The following is a 15,392-nucleotide window of genomic DNA, read 5'->3' as shown; positions in this document are numbered from 1 at the left end:
TCCACTTCACTTGGTGTTTCCACTTCACTTGGTGTTTCCACTTCACTTGGTGTTTCCACTTCACTTGGTGTTTCCACTTCACTTGGTGTTTCCACTTCACTTGGTGTTTCCACTTCACTTGGTGTTTCCACTTCACTTGGCGTTTCCACTTCACTTGGTGTTTCCACTTCACTTGGTGTTTCCACTTCACTTGGTGTTTCCACTTCACTTGGTGCTTCCACTTCACTTGGTGTTTCCACTTCACTTGGTGTTTCCACTTCACTTGGCGTTTCCACTTCACTTGATGTTTCCACTTCACTTGGTGTTTCCACTTCACTTGGTGTTTCCACTTCACTTGGTGTTTCCACTTCACTTGGTGTTTCCACTAAAACATTATTCTCATCAACTTTTAAAGTATCAACTATTTTTACTTTATCATTATCTGTTGCTACCACAAATTGAATATTATTAATATCTGTATAAGACGAAAAATTTAATGCCTCTTCAGAAACCGATAAATTTGGTGCAGAAAACGTGACTGATGCCAAACTAGCAAAATCTCCACCCATAAACCCATTAGGAATTTCTTGTGTTCGGTTACCAAATTTAATATCGGATAATCCACTCAATTCATAAAAAGGATTTTTTCCATATGATACAACAGAATCAGGAATGGTTAAGCTTTTCAAATTAGGAATACTATAAAATGCTAAACGACCAATGTGCTCGATTTTATTCCCTAGTGATACTTCTTCTAATTTCAACATGTTTTTGAATGCCAAATTATCTATTTTTTCTAAGTTATTATTTAAGGCAATCTTTTTTAGCCCAGTATTGTATTCAAATGCATTCTCACTAATCACCGTCACTGTATCCGGAACAACGTATTCCCTTGCATATTTATCAGCAGGATACGTGATTAATTCTGTTTGATTTTTATTAAATAATACGCCTTCATTTGATGAATACACTTGATTCTCATCATCAACTGAAATATCTTCTAGAGCAATTGCACCTGAAAAAGGAAATGTACCAATAGTGGTCACATTTTTCGGCAGATAGAATGAGCGTAATTTTTTATTTGTTCTAAAAGCTCCCTCACCAATAGATGCCAATTTAGACGCTTTCGAAATATCAAAGGAAGATAAACTGTGATTAAATGTAAAAGCATTCTTTCCAATAGTTGTTACTGAGTCTGGTAAAGAAAATTGATTTAACCCTGAAAATGCAAAAGCATTATCACCAATTGACTCCAATTGACTTTCTTTTGGAATGGAAACAGACATTAAATGAATAGCACTATAAAACGCTTTATCTTCTATATTTCTAATGCTACTTGGCAACGAGAGAGTTTCAACATTTGAACCTGCTTCAGCAATCTGCCCTGCCTCATCCTCATACGTTGTAAACGCAAAACTCCCTACACGAGTAACCGCATATTCTTTTCCATCAAACTCAATATATGGGGGAATAGTGATGTTAGTTGATAAATTAGGAATCGGCTGTTCACCATCTCCCACTTGAACTTCTAATTGGCCTTCTTTATCATTAATGATTTTGTATATGACTCCTTGACTATCTTTAAAAAGTGTTGCCTGTTCCGTATCCAACATAACGACTTCATCTCTTATATCTGATGCCTCTACAACACTGCTATCTATATGATATCCAACCAAAATTAATGTACTAAATAATAAAACTTTTTTCATTCTTTTCTCCTTTTTAGGTATGCCTAATTTTTTATTTTTGTTAATCTAAATTATAACGTTAGAAAGAATCAAGTCAAGTCCCTAAAGATGGATATTAAAATAAACCCTTGTATATAATAAAAAAAACTTGTTATCAGGCAACCTTAGTAAGCCCAATAACAAGCGTTTCTCAAATTATTCAGTTGGTTGTGTCACAACTAACAAATCTTCTTTAGCTGCTACTTCTTTTTTATTTAATGCTTCAACATTACTAAAAGCATTTGTATTGGTGACAATCATCATAACAGTAGAATCATAGCCTTTTTCTTTTAACAAGTCTAGATCAACTGTTCCTAATAAATCACCTTTCTTCACTATGTCACCACTTGTTTTTTCAGTTGTAAATCCTTCACCGTTTAATTGAACTGTATCAATCCCAATATGGATTAATACCTCTGCCTTTTTATCTGTCATAATACCGTACGCATGTTTTGAATCATACACGATAGTTAACTCACCATCAGCAGGGGCATACACGTTGCCATCAGTTGGAGAAATCGCAATCCCTTTTCCCATCATCTCTTGAGAAAATACCGGATCATTGACCTCTTTTAATTGAACAACTTCACCCGCAATTGGAGATTCTAACACATCATCTTGAACAGATTCAATGCTTTCTTCAGGATCTTCATTTATTTCTACTGCTGTATTAGATGCAGCACCTGATACAGTAGCTTCTGCAAATAGATGACCATTTTTCTTACCATATAGATAAGTTGTAATAAAAGCAACCACAATACTAATCACAATCCCGATCATGTAATAAGGAATTGATTTTGGTGCAATTGAAATGAAACCAATCACACTAGCAGGTCCCATTGCAACAGCTAACACATGGAAAAATCCAATAAATGTTGTTGCAACAGCTGAAGCTATCATTGCACAGATAAATGGAAACTTAAGTTTTAAGTTAACCCCAAAAATGGCTGGTTCTGTAATACCAAGTAAGGCTGAGATACTAGCAGATGTCGCTAAACTTTTTTGTTTTTCATTTTTTGTTAAAAACATCACGGCTAAAGCTGCCCCACCTTGTGCCACATTGGCCATAGAAGCCACTGGGAAGATAAATGAACCGCCTGTTTTAGCTACTTCTGCTAAAAGAGTTGTTTCAATGGCTGGAAAACTTTGATGTAATCCAGTAATCACAATAGGTGAATAGAATAAACCAAATACGCCTAACCCAATTGCTCCTGTTGTATCATATAGCCACACTAACCCATCAGTTAGTCCATCAGATACACCACGCATGACAGGTCCTACGAACATAAAAGTCAAGAAACCTGTAATAATTAATGCTAACATCGGTGTAAACGTAAAATCAAAAGCATTTGATATACGTTTATGGAAAAACTTCTCTAATGTTGCTAAAATCCAAGATACAGCTAAAACTGGTAAAACGGATCCTTGATAACCAGCTTGTGCAACATCCATACCAAAAATATGCCAATAATTCATTGTACCATCTGCAATAGCATTCGCTACACCATACCCATTTACTAAATCTGGCATAACCATCGCCATCCCCATGGCCGCTCCTAGATACGGGTTACCACCAAAACGTTTGGTTGCAGAAAAACCTACTAGAATTGGTAAAAATGCAAACGGCGCTGAAGCTAATAAATTAATAATACCTGCATAATCTTGTAACACCGGATACATTTGAACCACTGATTGAGTACCAAATAAATTTTCAGCTGTTAAGACATTGTTTAACGCCATCAACAAACCACCAGCAACTAACGCTGGAACAATTGGAACAAAAATATCAGATAATACTTTAATAAAGTCCATGATTGGATTTTGTTTTTTTCCAGTCACGGCTTCTTCTTTAACTTCTGAAGTTGATACTTCTTTAACATTGGTTAAAGCAACTAATTCTTTATAGACTTTATTAACCTCACCTGCCCCAATAATAATCTGAAATTGCCCGTTTACTTCAAACGTTCCTTTGACCGCATCAATATTATCTAAGGCAACTTGATTCACTTTCCCTGAATCTTTCAATACTAACCTTAAACGGGTAGCACAATGAGCGGCTGCTTGTAAATTATCTTGTCCTAAAGCATCATTTATCTCTTGTGCGACTTTTTTGTAATCCATCGTTTCTCCTCCTACAAACTGTTTATGATGTAATCGCTTTTCTTGATTTTGATTATGTCATCTTTTCCCAAAAATGTCAAACGTTTATCAAAAAAATATTTAATCTATTTATCAATAACTATAAAACCTTATAAATAAAGTCTATTTAAAATTGTTATACGTTTGACAAAAAAGAACAAATACCTTACTATTTATGTATCGAATACGCTTACTAGGAGGAACATTATGGTTTTAAAAAAAGATTGGACAACACCTGATAGATATAAAAAATACAACGATTGGGATTCAGAATACATCGAAGAATTGGTGACAACGGTGACCCATTCCCCTTGGCGATTAGGCTATCACATCCAACCTAAAACTGGGCTTTTAAATGATCCCAATGGCTTTTCTTTCTTTAATGGAAAATGGCAACTATTTTATCAAGCTTATCCAATTGGGCCAGTTCACGGGGTTAAGTCTTGGGCTCATCTAACCTCTGACAACTTAATTGATTGGCAGTATGAGGGATTGGCTTTAGAACCTGATACCTCTTTTGATAGTCACGGAGTTTATTCAGGATCAGCGATACCTGTAGATGATAAATTATTACTTGCCTATACAGGAAATGTACGTGATGATGATTGGCAACGCCACTCTTACCAACTGGGTGCATGGATGGATAAAGATAATCAGATAAAAAAAATAGATGAACCTTTGATTGCTCACCCACCAATTGGATTTTCTCACGAATTTAGGGACCCACAAATCATTCCATTTAAAGATGGCTACCTATTAGTGATTGGAGCACAAACAGATAAAAATGAAGGAAAAGCACTCACTTATACAAGCAATGATTTACAACATTGGACTTTAAATGGGGAATTGAACTTTACCGATAAACCAATGGGATTCATGGTTGAATGTCCAAACTTGGTCTTTTCAAATGATAGAGCGCTTCTTCTTTTCTGTCCACAAGGTCTAGATAAATCGATTTGTCATTATGATAATATCTACCCAAATATGTATATTATTGGAGATAATTACGACTTAGAAAGCAACTCAATCACTAATCCGACAGAATTAAAAAATCTAGATGAAGGTTTTGACGTCTATGCCACACAAGCATTTAATAGTCCTGACGGTCGTGTCTTAGCAGTTAGTTGGATTGGCTTACCAGAAATTAATTATCCAACAGATGACTATGGGTGGGCACATTGCTTAAGCCTTGTTAAAGAGCTAATTATTAAAGATGATAAACTGTATCAACTACCCGCAAAAGAAACAGAGGCTTTGCGTCTAAATAGCATAACCTTACCTGAAAGCCAATCAATACAATATGATGCAAAAACAAATGGTTATGAATTACAAATTGATTGCCAAAACTCAAATAAGGGTCAAATCAATCTAATGACTCAAGAAAACGGAGAAAATGGATTGACTATCTCCTTTGATACAACTTATGGTAAAATGATTATCGATCGTAGTCATGTAGGGGATGGCTTTGCGAGTGAATATGGCGAAAAAAGAGAATTTTCTATTAGCCAAAAACCATTAACTCTTCAACTATTTGTAGATGAATCATTGGTAGAAATCTTTATTAATGATGGTGAGCAAGTAGCCACTGCTCGAGTTTTTCCATCATCAAAGAACACACACTTCACTATCAACACAGATGCCCCTTCTTCTGTTACCTATCACGAACTACGACAAACAAACAGATAAAGGAAGATAAGCATCTATGGCAATTAAATTAACAGATGTTGCAAAAAAAGCTGGCGTATCGCCAACAACTGTCTCACGTGTCATTAATAACTATGGCTCTTTAAGTCAAAAAACAATTGATAAAGTCAACCAAGCGATGAAAGAGTTAAACTATCAACCAAATAGCTTAGCCAGATCGCTTCAAGGAAAACAAACGCAATTAATTGGGTTAATTTTTCCGACTGTTTCTAATCCTTTTTATGGTGAATTGATTGACAAAATCGAAACACGACTATTTGAAAAAGGATATAAATGCATTATTTGCGATAGTGCTAACAATAAAGAAAAAGAAAGAAACTACATTAATATGTTAGCTGCAAATAAAGTAGATGGGATAATCGCTGGAGCGCATAATCTTGGTATTAAAGAATATGAAAACATCGATTTACCTATTGTCTCGTTTGATAGATATTTAGCAGATGGGATTCCCATTGTTGGGAGTGATAATTTTCAAGGAGGGTATTTAGCAACAGAGGCTCTTTTTATGAAAGGTGCTAGAAACATTGCAATGCTAACAGGGTCTCAAAAATCAAATTCACCAACTAACAGACGATTAAATGGGTATCTTTCTTTCATTGAAGAACATCAATTAACACCTAAAATATTTAAATTTGACCAAGGCTACCAATCAGTCGCCTTAAAAAACATTGAAATTAAACGTATTTTAGAAAATGAAACCCTTGATGGATTATTTTGTACCGATGATTTGACGGCTTTATTAGTTTACAATCAGTGCCAAGAATTAGGCCTGACGGTACCTGGTGATTTAAAATTAATTGGCTATGACGGGACAACGTTTATTCAACAATACTTCCCTCAATTAACCACATTAGCTCAACCAATGAATGATTACGCTGATGTTTTAATTGATTTATTGATGAAACGAATTAAAAATCCTGAGCAACTTTTTGAAGAACATTATTTTTTACCCGTGTCATTTATTCAAGGAAAAACCATTTAAAAAAGCATGTAGAAAAATTTCTACATGCTTTTTGCTTGTTTAGTTTATAAGTCATTTAATACCACATAATACATTTTTAGCGGGCCATGAAGTCCAACAACTAGTTGCATTTCAATATCTCCTGAATTAGAAGGTCCTGAAATAAAGTGAATAGCTGAGCCGACAGACTCTCCTTTTTCAATTTTTTCAGCAAAATAATTGGCTGCTTGAGTAGAACGAGCCACAATACTGCTTTTTTTAATCAGTGAAATATAATGTGTTGGTAAAAAGTGTAACGAACGACCTTGACCAGGTGTTGTTTCCACTACGATTGATCCAGATTCTGCTAACATAAAATCTGCATTGGCAATCACGACATTGGCTTCTTCTGCTTTTTTTATATTACTATCGCGATACTCTTCTCCTTCATCCCAATAAGAGATAGATGAGCTGTATTCTGTTTCTAGGAAATCTAATAGCTCTTTAGAAAAACGATCATCTTTAGGTAGCAAAATGTTTCCATTTCCTGATTGTTCAATCAGTGATTTCAACGTGTCATGTAACTCAGTTGACGGAATATCTAACAACTCGGTATGAATGTCTTGTACTTTTTCTTTACAAATCCCTAATAATTCATCCACACTTTTATCTGCTAAGTGTGTTTGAGGCAAATCATTCACTGGAATATAAGGATGATCTGCGACATTTAAAGGTGTTGTTCCAAGTTTTTCATGTAAGTTAGCTAAAAATTTATCACGGTTATGAATATTAGTCATTATTTGCACCTGCCTTATGATCTTTAAACCATTTTCTAAAACTATCTTTGTATTTAGGTGGTCTTGGTAAGTCTCTAACATCCGTCCAACCTTTAACTAACCCTGGACCTTTGTTAATAAATCCACCGAATTGATACATATTCGTAACAGATGTTGGTGATTTTTTACTTAACATCCCCATTCCACCATGTGCCATGTGAATAGCTGAATTGAATAAAAATGGTGAGGCTGTTCCACTACCAATAACTTTCATTTGGAAATCTTCAAATCCATGTTTCATTTTCAAATCATCTGTCATCACTTTACGGTGCTCAATTAATAATTCATGTAACGGAATTTTAACAGGACACGTTTCCGTACAAGCACCACATAAACTTGACGCATAAGGTAACTCTCCAAACTGTTTATAACCACCTAACACCGGAGATAAAACAGCTCCAATTGGACCAGGATAAATAGAACCATAACCATGTCCTCCAATGTGACGGTAAACAGGACATACATTTAAGCATGAGCCACAACGAATACATTGTAAGACTGATTGAAATGCTGAACCTAATGCATTTGATCGACCGTTATCTACAATAATCACATGAAAATCTTCTGGTCCGTCAGATTCATCCGCCCGTTTTTGACCAGCAAACGTCACATAAGTCGTCAAGCTTTGGCCAACTGCACTTCGAGCTAACAAGTTATCTAACACTTCTGCTTCTTTCATTGTTGGGACGATGCGTTCCATTCCCATTAAGACAATTTGTGTTTTAGGAATACTAATCGTCAAATCAGCATTTCCTTCATTTGTATCCAAGTTAATCATGCCACTATCTGCAATCGCAAAGTTACAACCCGTAATCCCCACTTCTGCTTCAAGGAAAAATTTTCTCATGACTTCACGGGCACATCTAGCTAAATTAACTGGATCATTGTCTCCTTTATAGCCAAGTTTCTTCTCAAAGACTGAACGAATTTGTTCTCTATTTTTATGAATACTTGGAAACACAATATGCGATGGTTCGTCCCAATCATCCATTTGTAAAATAAATTCTGCTAAGTCTGTTTCCATCACGCTCACGCCATCAAGTGTTAACAGCATTGGGTCTACATCTACTTCCGTTGTAACCATTGATTTAGACTTAACAATTTTTTTTGCATTTTTTTCTAAAACAATTTGTTTCACATACTCATTGGCTTCCTCAGCTGTTTGAGCAAAATAAACATGCCCACCTTGTTTAGCAACATTATCACTAAATTGCTCCAAATAATCTGGTAAATAAGCAATGGTGTGTTGTCTAATACTCTCACCTAATTCACGCCACTCTTGCCAGTTACCTAACTTATCACGAGCACCTTCACGTTTTACCCATTGTGCGTCTTGCGCTTTAGCGACAGCTTGTTGCATAAACACATCTTTTTTACTATCTTCTAATCGCTCTTTAAATGGTTTTGTACTTGTTGTTAATCCCATTAGTTTGCCACCTCGCTAGATAATTGAATTCGACTGTTGTCAACATTTGAATTTAATATTTCTGCGATGTGCATGATTTTGATAGGATTACCATCTCGGTTAAACTTACCACCGATATTCATCAAGCACCCCATATCCGCACTGATTAAGATGTCAGCTCCGGTGTTAATCACGTCATTCATTTTTTCTGTGACCATTTGCTCAGATATCTCTGGCATTTTCACTGAGAATGTCCCACCAAAACCACAACAATTTTCAATATGGCCTAATGGAATCATCTCTAAGCCTTCAACATTATCCAGTAATACAAACGGTGCTTCTCTTTCACCTAACAAACGTGTCATGTGACAAGAGCGATGATACGTTGCTCTGCCTTCATAACAAGCACCTACATCTGTTAGTCCTAATACTCGGTAAATAAATTGACTAAATTCATATGTTTTTTCTGCTAATTCAACTGCTTTAGGATAATAAACTTCATCATCCTTCAACAATTCTGGATACTCACGTAACATACCAACGCAAGAACCCGCTCCACCTACAACATAGTCTGAGTTTTCAAAAGCTTCCAATTGATTGATGAGTGTTGCTTTACTCTTCTTTTCATAACCACTATTGAACGTTGGTTGACCACAGCAAATTTGTTTTTCTGGAAAATCTACCTCACATCCCAATCGTTCTAGTACCTCGACCATGGCAATCCCAACATTTGGAAACATTAAATCGACGACACAGCTAGTAAATATGCTTACCTTCATTTTGACTCCTCCAAGCAACAACTTGTTTTTTTAATACAACCTTATTTTACCACTGTCAAACTAATTGAAACACTTTCACAAAGAATTTATTATGGTTTCTATACCATTTTTATAAATAATTCATCATCTTCCCTATACCAACCACAACTAAACATAAAATGACTGTGTATAATAGACAATAAAACAGCGCTTTTTTGAGAATAACCCCTTCTTCTCCATCTAGACCAGTTGCGCCTGTCGCAATGGCTATACTTTGTGGTGAAATCATTTTACCTGCTGTCGCTCCTGCCATATTTGCAGCTGCTAACCAATAAGGATTAATTTTCAATGTATTAGCTGCTTGAACTTGCAAGTCACCAAATAGCACGTTTGAGGATGTATCACTACCTGTAATAAAGGTTCCTAATACCCCAATAATCGGTGAAATAACTGGATAAAACGGACCAGTTAAAGCAACTAATGTCACAGCGATTGTATCAATCATCCCACTGTATCCCATGACTTTAGATAGCCCAACGATTGAACAAACTGTAATAATCGTTTTTCCTAATTGTTTAATAGTATCCCATAAAATAGCAATCATTTTTCCAAAGGACAATCCTTGAATAGCCCCTCCTAAAAAACTTGCTAAAAAGATTAACGTACCTGGAGAAGATAACCAGTCAATATCAAGTGGTTTAGCATTTGGGCCATTGTAAATATGTAAACTTGTCTTCACACTTGCCAACGCATTGTTAATAGATGGAAATAATGATGAGCTAAAAATAATTAAAAAGAACACAAAAATAAATGGCAACCAAGCTTTCACTTTTTGACTAGTTGAATTTTCTTCTTTGTCATCACTTTTAACATCATTTTTTTGAATCTTTGTGATAATAACCAATGTTAACAAGCAAACTAACGACCCAACAATTGATGGTAATTCAGGCCCCATATATTTTGTAATAAAGATTTGTGGCACAGCAAATGTTAATCCAGCTAACAGAGTAGCAGGCAATACTCCTCCACCTTTAAAAGCTTTCATCCCACGACCATCTGTAATATAAACTAAAACAAATGGAATCAACATGATTAAAGCGAATAATTGAATAGAAACAAAATAAGATACTTGTATCACATCAAGTCCTGTTACTTTTGCTAATGTTGTAACTGGTAAGCCAACTGCCCCAAAAGCTGTTGGTGACGTATTGGCAATCAAACACACAATCGCAGCTTTAATTGGTTCCATCCCTAACATCACTAAAATACTTGCTGGGATAGCCACTGCTGTACCAAACCCAGCAACAGCTTCTAAAAAGCCTCCTAATCCCCATGCTAGTAATAACACTAAAATCCTCATATCTTTCGTCAGTGACGTAAGCATTGACATGATAGTATCCATCCCACCAGATTCTTTACTGATGTTGTAAATAAATACCGCTGATACGATGACATAAATAATTGGCCAAAATGCCATCATCACACCTTCTAGTCCTGCTGTGATACTATGCACAAATGAAAAACCAAAACCAATCATACTTAAAATAATCGTTCCAACAAATCCAATCATACAAGCTAAATCTCCCCGTATATGAAAAACCCCTAAAGATAAGATTAGCCATACTATTGGAATAATTGCGACAAAAGTTTTCAATAAATCCATGTTTCACCCTCCATTTTAAAGTTAGAATACATAAAAACTAATTTAAAGACACCTCCTATCTTAATACAAGTATAAAAGAATAAAAACAACTAAATAATTAAAATAACAAATATATAACCTAACTATATATACTTTAACATATCAAAAAGTAAAATAACCATATTATTTATCTTTTTATCAATGAAAACGTTAAATTATTAAATTTAACTAATATACAACTCATTCTATAAAACAAAAATAACAAAATACGATTATTAAAAAGTTGATCAAAACATTACCAAAAAGAGTATATCATTGACAATTCTTTCCAAACATAAGACAATAACCTCATAGAAATGGGGAATAATGATGAAGAATTTTGACTTTCATGCACCAACTAATATTTTATTTGGAAAAAATCAATTACAGCAATTACCAAATGTATTAGAACAATACGGAAAAACAGTGTTGTTAACTTACGGTGGTGGCAGTATTAAGCGAAGTGGATTATATGATGACATTTACCAACTAGTTGGAAATGATGCTAAAATCATTGAATTAGGTGGAATAGAACCTAATCCTAGACTTAGTACCGTCATAAAAGGCGTTGAACTTTGTAAAGAGAATCATGTGGATGTCATTTTATCTGTTGGTGGAGGTTCAACAATCGATTGCTCTAAAGCTATTGCAGCAGGTGTATTCTATGATGGAAACCCTTGGGACTTCGTTGTTAATGATGGGATTGAGTTAACAAAAGCTCTACCAATTGTCACCATATTAACGATTGCAGCAACAGGTTCTGAAATGAACTGGGGATCAGTTATCACGAATGAAGAAACAAAAGAAAAACTAAGTTTCCATACACGCCTAGTGACACCTAAAGTGTCGATTTTAGATCCAACTTACACATTTTCTGTTCCAACCTATCAAACAATGGCTGGTTCAGCAGATATTTTTAGTCATTTAATTGAAAATTATTTCAATCAGACAACTGATACCATGGTTCAAGATGGTATTGCTGAAGGTTTAATGAGAACTGTCTTACATTACACACCAACTGCTTTAACAGAGCCAACAAACTATGAAGCTCGTGCTAATTTAATGTGGGCAAGCTCTTTAGCACTGAATGGTTTGACTGGAAATGGAAAAACTGGCGTTTGGTCATGTCACCCAATGGAACATGAGTTAAGTGCCTATTACGATATTACTCATGGTATTGGTTTAGCGATTTTAACTCCTAGATGGATGGAACATGTCTTAAATGATGACACAGTCGAACGTTTTGCTTTATATGGACATCGCGTGTTTGATTTAGAGCTAAATGAGGACCTATACATCACAGCAAAAGAAGCCATTCAACAAACTTATGATACTTTTGTGAAATGGGGCGTCCCAATGACTCTACCAGAAGTAGGAATAGATGCTTCTTTATTAAAAGAAATGGCTGAGCAAGCAGTTAAACACTCAAGTATTAGTAAAAATGCTTACGTGCCACTTAGTGCTGATGATGTATTAGCCATCTATACACACTCACTAACACCTATGACATTTTAAAACAAAAAAGCATTTCTCTTTTTTCTTGAGAAATGCTTTTTATTATTCAATTTCTTTTAAATAGTGTCTTGCTTCTTTATTGATTGTTTTTAAATCAATACCTTGTTTTTTAGCAGCAAATACACACCCACAATAACATTGACGATAAACGTCATACTCTTTACATAATTCAATCGACCTTTGATAGCCTCCTCTTTTTTTGAAGTCACTTGGTAAATAAGCCACATCATATAGTTTCTGAATATCAAGTCCAATTGTATTAATCAATTGAGCATCTTTTTTAGGTGAAATAGTTAGCGCACTCCCAAAGTAATCAAATCCTCTTTTTTGTGCTTCTTCAGCTACTATGTCTAGTCTCATCTGAAAACAACTTTCACAACGTGCGCCACCCTCAGGCTCATTCGCCAATCCTTTTTTAGTCATCGTTTGGATAAAAATATTTGGCTCATACTTGGCTTCAATAAATGCTACTTCTTTATGATACTCACGATTAAAAGTGTCTACAAATTCTTGTTGCACCATCGCTCGTCTTTTATATTCACTCTCTGGATAAATATTGGAGTTGGCAAAGTATATCGTAACATCTGCGTAATCCGTTAAAAATTCTAATGTGTAGGTACTGCAAGGAGCACAACAACTATGAAGTAAAATCTTTGGACGTGTTTCCTCTTTTTGCCATGTTTGAATTAACTTTAACAACACACTATCATAATTGATTGTTTGATTTTTCAAGTTACTTATAATGTCCATCGAATCCATCACTAATACTCCTTTATTGCATCTATTTTGTTTTATTATATCAAAGTTACATGTTTTGTTGTCATATTAGTGATATTTTTAAAGTTATGTCCATGATTTTTTACAATAAAGAACTCTACAATAAAAATTTCCATTATTCTCTATCAATAAGAATAGCTTCAAAATGGTCTAGATTTTGTCCAAAACCTTCTATTATCCCAGTAAATTAAATAACCTTTTTCTCTAAAAGTCTTTTTAAAATGTCACTATCTTGGCAAAAAAGAATCGCCATTTGATGGGATTCCTTTTTAGTATTGAGGTAGACCAGTTGGGATTCACAAAGTGGGTGTCTCAATGTATTGGTAGGTATGGTACTTCGTAAAATGGTGATTATGTTAATCAACAAGTTAAATAACTAATTTTATGGTCTCCAAAAAACCTCAAGTTCCTCACACACAACGTCCATTGTAGGAATATCAATTTTTACATTAAGTTCTTCAAAAATCCTTTCCCAGTATGCTTGATGTGACTTACGCCAATTAGATAATGTTTTATCTCCTTCTCCTTCTTTAAAGGCATGTTCTTCTGTAACCTTATTAAATGGTGTTACATAGATGTCGATAGTTCTTAAAATAGCTACTGGCTCTTCTTTTCCGTTTAATAAAATATCAAAAAGAGTCATATCAACTTCCGGTACTTCTTCATTGTCAATTTCATACTCAATTAATGAGCCTGTAGTTGTTGTCTTTTCTCCGTTTAAAACTAAATTTGCCAATCTGTCAGCCATTGCAGGAGAATCCCCAAAACTCCATGCAGATCCAAGCTTTATCTCAGCTAAATGTTGATGTTTACTTTTGAATTCTTCCCAAAATAATTGTTGTTTTTTATTCATAATAACCCGCCTTTTTTAGTAACTAATATATCATATTATTCAACTTGGTATAATGCCACATTATGTTAACCTATAATTATAATACCATTCAATGCTATAATATATCTAACAAAATAATTTTTAGATGCTGGAGAAAATAATATGTATAAAGAACTATTGATAAAACAATTTAAAACTGATTTTAATTGTGATAGCGAACAATTTAATAATAGTCTTTTCTTAACATCAGCTAGTAACTCTGATGCACGTTATTGGGCTAGAAATAAAGCTGATATTGTTTGTTTTAAAAATAAAATTTTTGTAAGAACTGAAATTGAATCCTTAACTGAAGAATTAAAAAATATGTACTCCAACATAAATGCAGAATGGTTTTTAGAAATGGACAATATTTATAAGTTAAACAATACTTTAAAAAAATATCAATTAAAGATTGAACGTGTTGCTCCTTTTTTTATTCCTAACAAATTAATTAATTCAGAAAATATAGATTTAAAATTCCAACGCTTTAATCAAGATGATATCTTTAATTTTAAACAGAATAAACAGATTACAGAATCATTCTGCTATTCTGAACAAGACCCCGATCAAATAGGATTTGGATATTATGTTAATAATGTTTTAATTGCTGTTTGCGGAGCTAATAAAAATGGTAAGTACACATGGGAAATAGGGATTGAAATATTAGATAAAAATTATAATGAAAAAGGAATTGCAACTAAGCTAGTTAAAACATTAATATCCACCATACAAAAAGAACAACCAAATATTATACCTGTATACAGTACATCTCTTTCTCATATAGATTCAATGAATGTTGCTATTAATGCTGGTTGTAAAGTAGGTTGGTCTGAAATTATTATTTCTGAAATTTAACTAAGTATAACGTCGCTTATGTAAACACTGACACGTTTAAAAGAAAAAATTAGATAATTACCTTATAAAAAATTTAACGAGGCTGACCCAAAAGTCTCTAAAATAAAGAAATAAGGATTTAAGAATGAAAATATCATTTTTAAATCCTTATTTTTGAGTTCATTCGTACTTTTCAACTGCCTATAGGCAGTTAATTTCCTTATGT

The 15,392-nt window shown here is 34.2% G+C and carries 12 protein-coding genes; 4 read left to right on the top strand and 8 right to left on the bottom strand.

Features of this window, described 5'->3' with window-relative positions; genetic code table 11:
- Both CBF36_RS11595 and CBF36_RS11590 read right to left on the bottom strand, forming a co-directional pair.
- Window positions 1-1,688 (bottom strand): leucine-rich repeat protein (locus CBF36_RS11595; RefSeq protein ID WP_133306816.1); only part of this gene is annotated, 1,688 nt, incomplete at its 3' end.
- A 174-nt stretch (window positions 1,689-1,862) separates the two neighbouring features.
- Window positions 1,863-3,827, bottom strand: a complete 1,965-nt coding sequence (locus tag CBF36_RS11590) for a sucrose-specific PTS transporter subunit IIBC (RefSeq protein ID WP_125958539.1) — start codon at window positions 3,825-3,827, stop codon at window positions 1,863-1,865.
- Window positions 3,828-4,052: 225 nt separating this feature from the next.
- On the opposite strand from CBF36_RS11590, the gene CBF36_RS11585 reads away from it, so the two are divergent.
- Window positions 4,053-5,531, top strand: a complete 1,479-nt coding sequence (locus tag CBF36_RS11585) for a sucrose-6-phosphate hydrolase (RefSeq protein ID WP_125958538.1) — start codon at window positions 4,053-4,055, stop codon at window positions 5,529-5,531.
- A gap of 16 nt (window positions 5,532-5,547) precedes the next feature.
- Window positions 5,548-6,531: a LacI family DNA-binding transcriptional regulator gene (locus CBF36_RS11580; protein ID WP_125958537.1), complete on the top strand. Its 984-nt coding sequence runs from the start codon at window positions 5,548-5,550 to the stop codon at window positions 6,529-6,531.
- Window positions 6,532-6,575: 44 nt separating this feature from the next.
- Here CBF36_RS11580 and CBF36_RS11575 read toward each other — a convergent pair whose 3' ends face one another.
- The 4 genes from CBF36_RS11575 to CBF36_RS11560 form a co-directional block, all read right to left on the bottom strand.
- On the bottom strand, window positions 6,576-7,286 hold the full coding sequence (locus CBF36_RS11575) for a LutC/YkgG family protein (protein ID WP_125958536.1): 711 nt from the start codon (window positions 7,284-7,286) through the stop codon (window positions 6,576-6,578).
- Window positions 7,279-8,751 (bottom strand): LutB/LldF family L-lactate oxidation iron-sulfur protein, encoded by a 1,473-nt coding sequence (locus tag CBF36_RS11570; RefSeq protein WP_125958535.1) that lies wholly within the window; start codon window positions 8,749-8,751, stop codon window positions 7,279-7,281. The genes CBF36_RS11575 and CBF36_RS11570 overlap by 8 nt, the downstream gene beginning before the upstream one ends.
- Window positions 8,751-9,509 carry a (Fe-S)-binding protein gene (locus tag CBF36_RS11565; protein WP_125958534.1) on the bottom strand — a complete coding sequence of 253 codons (759 nt, stop codon included), beginning with the start codon at window positions 9,507-9,509 and terminating at the stop codon, window positions 8,751-8,753. Before CBF36_RS11565 ends, CBF36_RS11570 begins: the two co-directional genes overlap by 1 nt.
- 109 nt (window positions 9,510-9,618) lie before the next feature.
- Window positions 9,619-11,151, bottom strand: a complete 1,533-nt coding sequence (locus tag CBF36_RS11560) for an L-lactate permease (protein ID WP_125958533.1) — start codon at window positions 11,149-11,151, stop codon at window positions 9,619-9,621.
- A 348-nt stretch (window positions 11,152-11,499) separates the two neighbouring features.
- Here CBF36_RS11560 and CBF36_RS11555 point away from each other — a divergent pair, with 348 nt between their 5' ends.
- The gene (locus tag CBF36_RS11555; protein WP_125958532.1) at window positions 11,500-12,684 is read left to right on the top strand and encodes an iron-containing alcohol dehydrogenase; all 1,185 of its coding nucleotides are present in this window, start codon (window positions 11,500-11,502) and stop codon (window positions 12,682-12,684) included.
- 42 nt (window positions 12,685-12,726) lie between these two features.
- On the opposite strand, the gene CBF36_RS11550 is transcribed toward CBF36_RS11555, so the two are convergent.
- Window positions 12,727-13,443 carry an epoxyqueuosine reductase QueH gene (locus CBF36_RS11550; RefSeq protein ID WP_125958531.1) on the bottom strand — a complete coding sequence of 239 codons (717 nt, stop codon included), beginning with the start codon at window positions 13,441-13,443 and terminating at the stop codon, window positions 12,727-12,729.
- Between the two features lie 400 nt (window positions 13,444-13,843).
- The gene (locus CBF36_RS11545) at window positions 13,844-14,314 is read right to left on the bottom strand and encodes an ASCH domain-containing protein (RefSeq protein ID WP_125958530.1); all 471 of its coding nucleotides are present in this window, start codon (window positions 14,312-14,314) and stop codon (window positions 13,844-13,846) included.
- 141 nt (window positions 14,315-14,455) lie between these two features.
- Here CBF36_RS11545 and CBF36_RS11540 point away from each other — a divergent pair, with 141 nt between their 5' ends.
- Window positions 14,456-15,187: a GNAT family N-acetyltransferase gene (locus CBF36_RS11540; RefSeq protein ID WP_125958529.1), complete on the top strand. Its 732-nt coding sequence runs from the start codon at window positions 14,456-14,458 to the stop codon at window positions 15,185-15,187.
- The last annotated feature ends 205 nt before the right edge of the window (window positions 15,188-15,392 follow it).

Source organism: Vagococcus bubulae, from assembly GCF_003950315.1.
Classification (GTDB): Bacteria; Bacillota; Bacilli; order Lactobacillales; family Vagococcaceae; genus Vagococcus; species Vagococcus bubulae.
The sequence above is the reverse complement of the archived record's forward strand: the minus strand, read 5'-3'. Positions and strand labels throughout refer to the sequence as shown.